At 31.4% G+C, this 12,402-nt stretch carries 10 protein-coding genes, 1 pseudogene and 1 other annotated feature; of the genes and pseudogenes, 1 reads left to right on the forward strand and 10 read right to left on the reverse strand.

Going from position 1 to position 12,402, the window contains the following annotated elements; genetic code table 11:
- Positions 1–212: 212 nt before the first annotated feature.
- The 7 genes from RCG18_RS00180 to RCG18_RS00210 form a co-directional block, all read right to left on the reverse strand.
- Positions 213–839 (reverse strand): DUF2238 domain-containing protein, encoded by a 627-nt coding sequence (locus RCG18_RS00180; RefSeq protein WP_308039435.1) that lies wholly within the window; start codon positions 837–839, stop codon positions 213–215.
- Between the two features lie 27 nt (positions 840–866).
- Complete coding sequence (locus RCG18_RS00185; protein ID WP_178909573.1) at positions 867–1,148, reverse strand: hypothetical protein; 282 nt, start codon at positions 1,146–1,148, stop codon at positions 867–869.
- Positions 1,149–1,164: 16 nt separating this feature from the next.
- Positions 1,165–1,830 carry a phenylalanine--tRNA ligase beta subunit-related protein gene (locus tag RCG18_RS00190; RefSeq protein WP_308039436.1) on the reverse strand — a complete coding sequence of 222 codons (666 nt, stop codon included), beginning with the start codon at positions 1,828–1,830 and terminating at the stop codon, positions 1,165–1,167.
- Between the two features lie 46 nt (positions 1,831–1,876).
- The gene (locus RCG18_RS00195; RefSeq protein WP_308039437.1) at positions 1,877–2,425 is read right to left on the reverse strand and encodes a pyruvate kinase alpha/beta domain-containing protein; all 549 of its coding nucleotides are present in this window, start codon (positions 2,423–2,425) and stop codon (positions 1,877–1,879) included.
- Between the two features lie 112 nt (positions 2,426–2,537).
- The gene (locus RCG18_RS00200; protein WP_308039438.1) at positions 2,538–3,368 is read right to left on the reverse strand and encodes a YitT family protein; all 831 of its coding nucleotides are present in this window, start codon (positions 3,366–3,368) and stop codon (positions 2,538–2,540) included.
- A gap of 52 nt (positions 3,369–3,420) precedes the next feature.
- Positions 3,421–3,660, reverse strand: a binding site (T-box leader).
- Positions 3,661–3,779: 119 nt separating this feature from the next.
- The gene (locus RCG18_RS00205) at positions 3,780–5,537 is read right to left on the reverse strand and encodes a helicase-related protein (RefSeq protein ID WP_308039439.1); all 1,758 of its coding nucleotides are present in this window, start codon (positions 5,535–5,537) and stop codon (positions 3,780–3,782) included.
- Between the two features lie 153 nt (positions 5,538–5,690).
- Positions 5,691–5,867, reverse strand: a complete 177-nt coding sequence (locus RCG18_RS00210) for a hypothetical protein (RefSeq protein WP_308039440.1) — start codon at positions 5,865–5,867, stop codon at positions 5,691–5,693.
- A gap of 204 nt (positions 5,868–6,071) precedes the next feature.
- Here RCG18_RS00210 and RCG18_RS00215 point away from each other — a divergent pair, with 204 nt between their 5' ends.
- On the forward strand, positions 6,072–7,304 hold the full coding sequence (locus RCG18_RS00215) for an aminopeptidase (RefSeq protein ID WP_308039441.1): 1,233 nt from the start codon (positions 6,072–6,074) through the stop codon (positions 7,302–7,304).
- Between the two features lie 323 nt (positions 7,305–7,627).
- Here the strand turns inward: RCG18_RS00215 and RCG18_RS00220 are convergent.
- The 3 genes and pseudogenes from RCG18_RS00220 to RCG18_RS00230 all read right to left on the reverse strand — a co-directional run bounded on the left by RCG18_RS00220 (position 7,628) and on the right by RCG18_RS00230 (position 12,267).
- Positions 7,628–9,029 (reverse strand): annotated as a pseudogene (locus tag RCG18_RS00220) (APC family permease).
- 220 nt (positions 9,030–9,249) lie between these two features.
- Complete coding sequence (locus tag RCG18_RS00225; RefSeq protein ID WP_308039442.1) at positions 9,250–10,524, reverse strand: 4Fe-4S dicluster domain-containing protein; 1,275 nt, start codon at positions 10,522–10,524, stop codon at positions 9,250–9,252.
- 225 nt (positions 10,525–10,749) lie between these two features.
- Positions 10,750–12,267: a cell wall-binding repeat-containing protein gene (locus RCG18_RS00230; protein WP_308039443.1), complete on the reverse strand. Its 1,518-nt coding sequence runs from the start codon at positions 12,265–12,267 to the stop codon at positions 10,750–10,752.
- Positions 12,268–12,402 lie beyond the last annotated feature (135 nt).

A 12,402-nucleotide genomic window follows, 5' to 3' on the forward strand; every position in this document is an offset into this window, starting at 1 on the left:
TTTTCAAGGATCATGTCGCTTTCCCTGGCGACGAATATTATTGTACCAGCTATAAAAATATTTTTTAATCATAACAAGTATCATTAAACTAAAATATATTTGAGTTTCTCAATTATTCTTCAATATACTTTAAATTTTCCTTATGGATACACCAGACTTCGTTTATCTTAAATATAATCGAAACTAAATATATGGAGAAGTTGCAATAATACTTATTGCAACTTCTCCATATATTTATTATGAACTTTTCCAAACACTAATACAGATATTATAGACCCTATTAGCGCAAAAAACATATCCCACTGAGTATCCCAAACGTCTCCCTGAGTTCCTAAAAATGCGTCTGCAGCAGTGCCTGTCGCTTGGGCAACTCCCCATTCTAGTAGTTCATAAGAAGCACTTATTGATAAACAAATACAAATAATTAAAAAGTTCAACATTTTACCCCTTTTCAAATATGACCCTTTAATTAATACTTCTTTAGCAATAAAAGCAGGTATAAATCCCTGAGCAAAATGTCCTAACCGATCATAATAATTTCTGCTCAAATTAAAAGCATCTCTTACCCAGTTGAATAATGGCATCTCTGCATATGTATAATGTCCTCCTACCATTAATATAATTGTATGGATGAGAATTAATACATATACAAAGGTTGTAAATCTAAACTTACTATAAGTTATTGTGATTACTATAACTCCTATAACTGCTGGTAAAACTTCTAAAAACCAAGTAAATAAATCCTTAGGATTAACTGCCGACCAGATAAGAACTACAATAAATATTATTAGCAAAACTATGTGCAATCTATCTCCTACACCAGCATTTTTATTAGACATTTCATCCACCTACTTAGTTGTATATTGCTAATTATCATAGTAATCCTCAGAATCTTCATCTAAATCCTCATCAAACTCTTCTTCAAAGGACACAAATTCAACTCCATCTTCATAATTATCATTGTCATAAGAATCTTTGCATGCTTCACATAATCCTCTGGTTAATTCATCAGAATCAAATATATTTCCACATCCTCTGCATCTTGTAATTCCTCTTTCAAATTCATATTCAGCACATTCTTCACACAATCCTGCACTGCTTTTAGAATATGCTTTAAAATATTCTCCACAGCGTATACACTTTTTCATTTTACTCCTCCTATTTTTATATTATTATGCGCTTAGTGATCTCTTTCCCATCTGCGTATTTTTTAATAAGTTCTTCGCAATACTCCATATATTCTTCCAAACCCTCTTTTCCATTAAAAGAAACTACATTTAATAGAAGCCTTTCAGTATCTTCTGTTACCATTGCCCTTACTGAATCAGAAGTTGTACTTCCAAAGTTACCCTTACTGTCTCGAAATACTGGTAAATTGGATAAGTTAACTTGCCCTCTTCCAATTCCTTCATAATAATCTCCTTCTTCTCCAATTGTAAGAACTATATCTGAATCTATTTTATCTAAATCATAGGCACAAACAGGATTAAAAGAACGTATAGATATTAAATTATTTATATCTACTATATTATTTACTTTATAAAGTTCATTTCCTTTAACAATTCTTCTTACTAATGATTCAGATGAAACTCTATATCTACTAGGATCTTTCCCCAATTTTTTATATGCTTCTCTAGCCGCCTTTATATTATTAATTTTTAAAACATCTTCCAAAGAATTCTTGCTAGATATTTCATTGCTTGCTGAAGATATTTCCTCCCAAAGTAGTTCACTAGATTCTCCTACCTTAATCTTAGCTTCTATAGATCCTAGTGCTATTTTACCATTAAGTGTACTCTTTATCTTTTCGCATATGTTTATATTTGTCATAATTCTCTCCTCTTTCAAGTATATTCTTTTATGATACTAAAATTAATTAAAACTTCTCTGGCTTACAAATTATTTCATGTATCTTTGTTGAAAATATGTTATTTGCATGAGCAGGGGTAATAACTACTGCAGTATCCGCTCCTACTCCAGTCCCACCAATAGCTATTACTTTTTCTCCATATGGGATAACTCCTGAGTCAAGAGCCATAACTGCAACTTCTACACAGACCTTTGTTCCTTGTCCAAGCATTCTCAATGCATGAGCTATAATCTCTACTGGATTTGCTCCACCAAATTTTGTACTTATTCCTCTTTCTGCACCACTTAAGACATGTGTTGTAGTTAAAACTTTTATACCCATGCTTTTTAACTCTTCTCTTACATTGTCTGGCATCTCATTTTGCCCCGGTCCTTGAAATCCATAAGCATGGGTAACACAAATTATATTTAAATCTTTGTTGTCCTTAATGAGCTTTACTGTATCTCCACTGCATGATGCCACAACTATATTTTTTATATTCTTTTCTTTTGCTGATTTTATTGCTAACTCTACTGTTTCTCTTGTATTTGCTTTACCTTTTTCACTAAAATACATTGATCATCACTCCTTAATTCTTTTATTATATTTATTTCTAATTCTACATAATACTTCATTAATTTAAAAGAAAAATTCGAAAAATAATTTACATAATTACTATTTATTAAATTTATGCAATTCCGAATTGTTTGCCATATATCTCATATGAATCCTGCACTAAAACTAATGCATTTGAATCTGCATTTTTAACAACTTGTTTTAATTTAATTAACTCACTATTTGTAACAAGGCACATTAAAATAAAACGTTCACTGTCTGTATAGCCGCCTCTTGCTTCAATTTTTGTTGTTCTGCCATTTAACTCTATTAGAATCGCCTTATTGATCTCTTCTATTCTATCCGAAATTATGAAAACTGATTTTGAATCTTTAAAGCCTTTAATATAGATATCAACAACTCTTCCAACTAAGTATACCGCAACAATACCATATAGTGTTTTTTCCACTCCAAAAACACAAAGTGTAAGTAATGCAATTGAAAAATCAATAAACATCATAATCTTACCAACAGGCTTAGCAATAAATTTTGATATCATTTTTGCAATAGTATCGGTACCACCTAAAGATGCTTGATTACTCAAAAGCATACCTATTCCCACTCCAGAAATAACACCGCCTAATACTGTAGCCAAAAACACATCTTTTGTAAGTGGACCAATACTACTAGTCAATTCTACGAATACTGGAACTAAGAAAACCCCTAATACTGTATTTATGACAAATTTTCTACCAAGTATTAATAAACCTAGTAAAAAAATAGGCACATTAAATAGTCCTATTATAATCGACTTCTTTATATGTGTTAAATATTCAAGAACTATTGCTAACCCTGAAATCCCTCCTGGTACTATGTGGTAAGGAGCGAAAAATACATTTAACGCAAAAGAAAATAAAAAAATCCCAAAAGTAATGATAAATAAATCTAATATCCTGTTCTTCATATTCCAACCCCCTTGAAATTTAATATAAAAATATAAAAACCCTTCATCCTAAAATTAGGACGAAAGGTTTTGCTTCCGTGGTACCACCTAGTTTGACAAAATGCCCACTCATAAACAGCATAAAACATTTTATACTGATTTAATATGTAACGGTAATTAACCGGTAGATTTACTCCATCTTTCAACCTACTACTCCAAGGCTTCTTTCAGCAACTTCAAATATCTACTTTTCACCACCGTAGATTCTCTTTGTTTTGAGTATTTGCCTACTCTTCCTTTTCTTAGTATTTATCTATATATGATGATTATAATAATAAATTATTCAAAAATTGTCAAGTTCCTATTAATTTCAAACAATCCTTAATATTATAGTTATATGCATTATGTAATTTTAATATTATATTTTAGTTGTTATATACTTACTAGTATCTCATTTATATCTTCACTTATCTTTATTCTCTCTTCATATACCCACTGCTCATCAAACTCTAATCCAAAGGTTTTTGAAAATGAATAATAAAGGTTTATTTTTTGATAATAATTTTCTAATTCATATAAATCTTTTAATAAACATTGAGGCTTTGATATTATTTCTCTTTTAGCTATGAAAACTTCATCTACATAGCTTAAAAATGAATCCATCATAACAGGATTAGATACATCAAAAGGAATCCTTAACAACTTCCACTGTATTCCTTCATCTAGTTTATATGCTTTTACATTGTCTAATACTATTAAATATTCTGTTATATCCATTTTTCTATAAAAATGTACTTTTTCATTTCTCGTGCTCCATAATGCCAATTTTTCTCTAAGATTAAGGTTCTTTATTTTGAGTATAGCTTCACTTGGGCCTACCACACCTTCCTCAATAATTTTATCTGACATGTCTATCATTTCTTTTATGAACTCTTGTGTATCACCATAAGAAGCTACATATCCAACTTCATATATACCTTTTCTTCCTGCCCTACCTGCAATTTGCTTAACCTCTTGAGAGTTCAAATATCTTATATCATTACCATCAAATTTTTTAACATCCATAAATATTATTCTTCTTATAGGCAGATTAACTCCCATTCCTATTGCATCTGTAGTTATTAATATTTTTGTTTCTTTATTTATAAATTGATCATACTGTTTTCTCCTCACTTCTAGAGGTAAATCTCCATAAATAAGGCTAGCTTTTATGCCTAAATCAGCATAGTGATATGCTAGCTGCAGTACTTTCTTTTTAGAAAATACTACGAGTGCATCACCATCTTCAATTTCTTTATACTTAAATGCTTCATACTGTATTTCAAGTGGGATACTTCTCTTATATTCTCTAAACTCGTATTCATCTTGACAATCTTCTATTATTTTAACAAGAAGTTCTTTGGCATTTAAGGCACCACAAATATGTATCTCTTCACACTTTAATCCCAAGAGCGCTCTTGTCCATGCTGTTCCTCTCTGATCATCATTAATCATTTGAATCTCATCTATAATAGCAATATCATAATTTCTTTCAATATCAAGCTTCTCTATAGTACAAGATATATGCTTTGCACCTTCGACTATTATTTCCTCTTCCCCTGTTAAGAGACTGCATTTTACTTCTTCTGCATTTAATTTTTCGTAGTTTTCTAGTGCTAATATTCTAAGAGGAGATAAGTATATCCCATTTCTTGCCTCTTTAAGTCTTTGCATAGCATTATAGGTTTTCCCTGTATTGGTTTCTCCTAAATGAAGATAAATTTTTCTCTTAATTTTTCTTGCACTTTCATACTCATCTTTAGGATTTGAAGGAAACACAATATCAAATTCCTTAGATATAATTCTAGGAATATGTTGAGTTATAAGTACACTTATAATCCCAGATCTTAAGTAGTTTTCATTATTATTTCTTATTATTTCATTAAGTCTGAAACTAGTATTATTTTTTCTATTGTAATCCTCCACAAGTCTTTCTGATATATAGTCAAAAATCTCTATATATTTTTCATAAACTGCTTTATAATCTCTTAACCCCTGATTCTCAAACTCCTCTAATAGCTTTATTTTTTTTCTTATTGAAGCTTCATGTTCCCAAAGTGCATTGGTTTTAGTATGTCTAACTATTTCATCTATCTGATTTATTTGGTTCTTTATTTTTCTAAAATTTCTTTCTACAGCTCCTCTTTTCACTGGCCTTCACTCCTTTATTACTTTCTGATTAACACTTAGTTTATTAAATTTCAAACCATTTTATTTAAATTATAACAAAATAATAAAAATTCCTATATCTATAATTCTGATATAGGAATCTATTATATGAATGCTACTAGCAAATTGCCAAAATTATTTATTACTTGCTTCATTAATTTTTTCTTTAAGTACATCGATAAAACTTACATTATTCTTTATATTAGTGGCTTTTCGAGTTTCATTATTATTTTTTTTCATATAATCACAATAATTATGTGAATTGCTTATTGCCTCAATTCTAGACATTCTCCTATAATAATCTATCCCCATTTAATTACCTCCCAGTAAAACATTTAATTATTAGTTTTCTATATATTTACAGCCCTTATATAAATATTAAAGCGTTATACCATATTTTGTAAATGTTTTTAAATATTGATATTTTTCCAATATCTGATAAAATAGTTGTGTAAAGCTCAAATATTTCATATGTGATATAATTTTAATGATAATAATAGCTAAAGGAGAGGTATTATGGATAATTTTGAAAATCTTCTAAGTAAATATGCTGAACTGTCTGTACGAGTTGGGGTAAATCTTCAAAAAGGTCAGACTCTCGTTATAAACTCACCTATAGAATGTGTAGAATTTACAAGAATTGTAGCTAAAGAAGCATATAAGGCAGGTGCTAAGGAAGTTCATGTAGAGTGGAGTGATGAAGAGCTTACTCTTATTAAATTTATGAATGCACCAGAGGAGGCATTTAAAGAATTTCCTAAATGGAAAGCTGAAGGTTATGAGGATTTAGCTAAAAATGGAGCTGCATTTCTATCTATTTCAGCATCAAATCCAGAGCTTTTGAAAGATGTAGATTCTAAAAGAATTGCAGAGTCAAATAAAACTAGATCTATTGCACTAAAAAAATATAGAGAATATATAATGAATAGCACAGTAGCATGGTCTATTGTTTCAATACCTACTAAAGCATGGTCGAAAAAAGTTTTTCCTAACCTATCTGAGGAGAACGCAATTGAGAGGCTTTGGGAAAGCATATTTAAAATAGTAAGAGTTGATAAAGATAACCCTATAGATGCTTGGAATGATCATTTAGATAATCTTCAAAAGAAAGTTGAATTTTTAAATGAAAAGAAATTTAAAAAGCTTCACTATATTTCAAAGTGCACAGATTTAACTATTGAATTGCCTGAAAAACATATATGGGCTGGTGGAGGAGAGTATAACTCAAAACAAACATATTTTGTTGCAAATATGCCTACAGAAGAAGTATTTACTCTTCCTTTAAAAACAGGAATAAATGGTAAGGTAAAAAGTACAAAGCCACTTAATTATAGTGGAAATCTAATTGATAATTTTACTTTAGTTTTTAAAGATGGAAAAATTATAGGTTTTTCAGCTGAGAAAGGTTATGAAACATTAAAGAAACTAATAGAAACGGATGAAGGTTCCCATTATCTTGGAGAAGTTGCCTTAGTGCCTTATGATTCACCTATATCAAATTCAAATATAATATTCTACAATACATTATTTGATGAAAATGCCTCATGTCATTTTGCTCTAGGTGAAGCCTATCCTATATGCCTTGAAGGTGGCAGTAATATGAATGAAGAAGAGCTTAAAAAATCTGGAGCAAATATTTCTTTAACACATGTAGATTTTATGGTAGGTTCCTCAGATCTTGATATAACTGGAGAAACTAGAAATGGTGAAATAATTCATATATTCGAAAATGGTAACTGGGCTTTTTAACAACATAATATAAAAATTATGCAACACAGTTTTTATAGGAAAAGTAACTTGAAAGTTAGCTTATACAGAGGGATATGTTTCCAAAGCTGAAGTAGATTTAAAAATTTTGTGTCAGTCTTAGTGAAGGGTTTTAAGAGAACCTTAGAACTTTAGAGTTGTTTGAGCGCAGCGAGTTCTCGAAAGTTCTTAGGTTGTCTTGAAGCACAAGCTTTAGACTGGCTAAAAGTTTTTAACGTGCTGAAGCTTGGAAACATATACCGGCGTATAAGCTGACTTTCAGCCTAGTTCTCTATACAGGGTCTTGTGTCGCATAATTTTTATAATTAAGCTTTCTTTTTAATTTCTAAGTCTTCCCTATCATTTAATGTACTATGTTTAATACCATACATAAAATAAATAGCAGTTCCTATTGCCGTCCATACTGCAAATCTAATCCAAGTAACTGATGGTAAACTTGCCATTAGATATAAGCAAAAAACTATTGTTAAAATTGGCGTAAAAGGAACACCAGGACATTTAAATTTTCTTTCAATATTTGGCATAGTTTTTCTTAATATAATAACTCCTAAAGATACAAATATAAAAGCAGAAAGAGTTCCTATATTGCATAAATCCATAATCATACCTAAAGGTAAGAGTCCAGCCATAATAGATGTTACAATACCTGTAATTATAGTGCATCGTCCAGGAGTACTATATTTTTTGTTATAGTAGCAAAAGATTTAGGTAATAGTCCATCTCTTGACATAACCATAAATATTCTAATTTGCCCATATAAAGTTACAAGTAATGTAGAAATCATTCCTAAAACCGCTCCAGCACCAACTAATGCAGATCCCCAAGTAATTCCTATTCTTGACAGAGCTCCTGGAAGGGCATTATTTACATCAATTAATTTAAAAGGCACCATTCCAGTAAGTATTAAAGAAACAGATATATAAAGAATAATAACTAAAACCATACATATTGCCAATCCAAGCGGCACATCTCTTTTTGGATTTTCAGTTTCTTCTGCAGCTGTTGAAACTGCATCAAATCCAATAAACGCAAAAATATTATTGCAGCTCCAGACATTACTCCTTTGAATCCAAAAGGAGCAAATGGGTGGTAGTTTACAGGATTCACATGAGTTATTCCAAGAACAATAAATACAAGTATAACGAATATCTTTACACCAACTATAATGTTATTTATTTTTGCACTTTCCGATACACCAATATAGAGCAGCCAAGTTACAACTGCTGTAATTATAATAGCTGGTAAATCTACAATTCCTCCTGAAAGTGGTGAATTTGTAATTGCTGTTGGTAAATTTATACCATAATCTCTTAACATTCCAACAAATGTTCCAGACCATCCTGCAGCAACAGCAGCTCCAGAAACAAGATATTCAAGTATTAAATTCCACCCTATAAGCCATGCCCAAATTTCACCGAAAGCTACATATGAATAAGAATAAGTACTTCCTGCAACAGGAAACATCGTGGCAAGTTCTGAGTATGTTAATGCACAAAGTGCACTTGTAATAGCGGCTATTATAAAGGATAATGTAACAGCAGGGCCTGCTAATTGTGACCCCTGACCAGTAGCAACAAATATACCAGTTCCCACTACTGATCCAATTCCAAGGGCAGCTAAATCAAAGGCACTTAACTTTTTCTTAAGTCCGCTTTTCTTAGCTGCATCTCTAAAATCTTCTACAGATTTTTTTCTAAATATATTCATATTTTATCCTCCAATATTAATTCACAAAAATCTTTATTTATGCAAGCCCAAAGAAACTTCTATAAGTATAAAAAAAACTAAATAATTATACAACAACTCTACAAGGTAGTTTTTTGCACTTTTTCTACAAATTTTTTTATATTTCTTTATATTTCTCCTAATATTATTTAATTGATATTTTTATCAAAAAAAGAAAGGTATTCTCCTTTCTTTAAAATATTTAAATATTTATCTTTTTAATTAGCTTTTCTAGATACACAGATTTCATCTGTTTGCTTGCCATTGCCTGTTTCATAGGGGGCAACTTTAATATAGCTGATAAAATTGCTGCCATTGCTCTATGGCTCCCTAGCGCACGATTATCGAATATTAAATTTTGCAGCTGATTTTTTTCTACTGCCATTAATACTGCTCTATGAACAGAATTGGCGGGAGTTATTATATGTTCTTTTCGCCTTTCTAAACTAATGCTCTTTTTTGAGCAGGACCGTACACATACTCCACATCCGAGACATATATCCTCGTCAACTTTAGCATAGTGTTTCTTGCTATCGTCACCGTTAGAAAACATTTTTATAGCCTCTATTGGGCATGCTTTTACACATTTCCCACATCCTATACAATTATCTTCATCAACCTTAGGTATAAAATTTGTAGTATGTACAGGATGAAGCATTCCAAATTTTTTTGCTGCTATCATAGCTTCGCAGCAACAACCACAGCAGTTACAAATAAATGTGACCTTTTCTCTTACATTTTCTCCACATTGAACCAAGTTATGTTCATATGCTTGGTGAAGAAGTTCCAATCCTTCTGACACTTCTACTTCACGAGCAAACTTATGCTTTATTAAAGAGGCCGCAACGTTGTCAAAAGTCATACATATATCTAATGGAGCATCGCACCCACGATTGACATGGTGCATTTTATGTCTGCAGTAGCACATACTTATTCCTATATGAGAAGCATTTTTTATAACATTACTAGCTCTCTCATAATCTAATATATGAACAGAATTCTTATTTGACAGCACTTCCTCCTGTACAAACACTCTTCCAAGCCGTGTTTCAGAACTAAAAAATAATTCTTTAATAAAATCCTCTTCTACATTCATATATTGGTAATAAAGTTCACTTAATAACTTTTGGTCTATATCATTTCTGGTCCTCATAAGTGCAAATTCAAAAAATCCTGCCATAGGTGGTGGAAGCATGTATTGCTGTGTTCCATTATTATCAACATCTAATAATATAGCCCTACTCGCTAATCTATCTAATATCTTTCTAGCCTCTACCTCTTCCATATTCCATATCTTACTTGCAGTTTGGGCTGTAAAGGGTTTTATTGGAAGAGTAGCTACCAACTCAGCCTCCTTCTCGCTAAATAAAATACTCAAAATTTTATATAAAGTTTTAGAAGTAGGGGCCCCCTGTGGAAACCTATTAATTCTATCTATAAGATGTTTATAGCTTTCTTTAGCAGATAAATGAGACATTCTTTCACCTTCTTTTTTTACCTATTTTACAAATATAATTATACCAAATTTTTCATATTATTAGTATTGCCATAAATTTTTATAGTATAATCCTTCATTTATATAACCATGTTTAAATTCTTATACTTTTAATATTTCTACACTGTTCTTAAAAGTATATTTATTATAAATCTTTATATTAAATTAAAACCCTTAGATGTTTTTTTCCATCTAAGGGTTTTAATACTATCTTATAGTTTTTATTATTCCATTTGCTATTGCCTGGGCAAGTTTGTTTTGGAAGCTGTCGTCTGCTAAAAGTGCTTCTTCAGTTGGGTTGCTTATGAATCCAAGTTCCACTAATACAGAAGGTGCTGCCGTGTTCTTTATAACATAAAAGTTTGCAGTTTTTATTCCTCTATCTACAAATCCTGTAGAATTAATAAGTTCCGTCTGTATTGCCTGTGCTAATTTTTGACCTGCTGAACTTCCATCATAATAATATGTTTCTGTTCCACGAGCCCCTGATGCGTCTGCACTATTAGTATGTATTGCAACAAAGTAATTAGCCCCAGCATTGTCAGATATATCACACCTTGCCTGAAGGTCTTGAGAAACATCTGCTGGCCAAGGTACATTATCACTTGTTCTAGTGTATACTACACCTATTCCATTCTGTTGAAGTATTTTCCCTAACTTTAACGATACAGCTAAAGTTACGTTTTTCTCATAAGTTCCATTCGGTCCTACAGCTCCAGAATCATATCCTCCGTGACCTGGGTCTATAGTTATTATAATAGGACCAGTTATAAGATTTTGTATCACATAATCTGCCACTACCCCTGTTCCTCCGAGTACATTAATTGCAGATATAGATTTTATATTACTCTTAACTGTAGGCTGCTGACTTCCATTTGAATTATATACTAATACTACCGGTGATGAAGTTTTTGCTGCCGCTGCTGAGCCAGATAGTGCATCTGCAAAGCCTTCACCATTCGCTACATATACAGTATCAAAACTTATGCTTGAAACAAATTCATTTATGATAGCTGAATTTGTTTCATACCTATCTTGTCCACTTAATCTTTTATAATTTACAAGACTGCTTGCTGCCGAATCACTTACGGCCCCTGTACCACCTACAATATAGCCATTTTTAACATTATTACTGCTTATAAATTTTGCTGTAACATCAGGAAGCTTATCTTTTGGAGTAAGTAAGATAGGCATCTGCTTTACAGCGGCTATAGAAGCAACAGACACTGCATCTGGGAAATTCTCTCCTGATGCTACTATTATGCCATTATCTACACCTATATTTTTAGCAACTTCCACGCTTGTCTCATATCTGTCTTGGCCCTGTAAACGACTTGATTTTATACCCATAGAACTTAGTTGGCTCTCTATGCTAGCAGGTATTACTCCAGTTCCCCCTACTATCATAACATTTTTTACACCAAGTCTTACGATCTCGTCTTTGACAGAATCTTTCAGTATATTTCCTGCATTTAATAAGATAGGCGCATTATACTTTTTAGCTAAAGGCGCTGCACTTAAGGCATCTGGGAAATCTTCTCCAGATACCAATATTATGTAGTCTGAGTTCTGCCAGTTGTTTTGAGAAATCTTAATAGAAGTTTCGTATCTGTCGCTGCCTCCAAATCTTTGAATTGTAGGAGCTGCAGATACTTTAATAGTTGATAAAAAAGTAATAAACAGGAATGCTAAAAATGTTAGTAAAAAATTCTTTCTGCTAAACATAGCTTCATCTCCTTGCACATGTATTATTTAGCCTGTCCTTTTTATTCTAACATAACTTTAGTACTATATATCAATGTTATTAATTCCACATTTGGAATTATATTCATATAAAACTGTGAATTTACGGAAATTTTA

The organism is Clostridium sp. OS1-26, from assembly GCF_030915445.1.
Taxonomy (GTDB): Bacteria; Bacillota; Clostridia; order Clostridiales; family Clostridiaceae; genus Clostridium_AM.

Excerpts from the sequence above, each read along its gene's own strand:
- RCG18_RS00185 (WP_178909573.1), bottom strand. The coding sequence starts at position 1,148 with ATGAAAAAGTGTATACGCTGTGGAGAATATTTTAAAGCATATTCTAAA.
- RCG18_RS00200 (WP_308039438.1), bottom strand. The coding sequence starts at position 3,368 with ATGAAGAACAGGATATTAGATTTATTTATCATTACTTTTGGGATTTTT.
- RCG18_RS00190 (WP_308039436.1), bottom strand. The coding sequence starts at position 1,830 with ATGACAAATATAAACATATGCGAAAAGATAAAGAGTACACTTAATGGT.
- RCG18_RS00195 (WP_308039437.1), bottom strand. The coding sequence starts at position 2,425 with ATGTATTTTAGTGAAAAAGGTAAAGCAAATACAAGAGAAACAGTAGAG.
- RCG18_RS00210 (WP_308039440.1), bottom strand. The coding sequence starts at position 5,867 with ATGGGGATAGATTATTATAGGAGAATGTCTAGAATTGAGGCAATAAGC.
- RCG18_RS00180 (WP_308039435.1), bottom strand. The coding sequence starts at position 839 with ATGTCTAATAAAAATGCTGGTGTAGGAGATAGATTGCACATAGTTTTG.
- RCG18_RS00215 (WP_308039441.1), top strand. The coding sequence starts at position 6,072 with ATGGATAATTTTGAAAATCTTCTAAGTAAATATGCTGAACTGTCTGTA.
- RCG18_RS00230 (WP_308039443.1), bottom strand. The coding sequence starts at position 12,267 with ATGTTTAGCAGAAAGAATTTTTTACTAACATTTTTAGCATTCCTGTTT.
- RCG18_RS00225 (WP_308039442.1), bottom strand. The coding sequence starts at position 10,524 with ATGTCTCATTTATCTGCTAAAGAAAGCTATAAACATCTTATAGATAGA.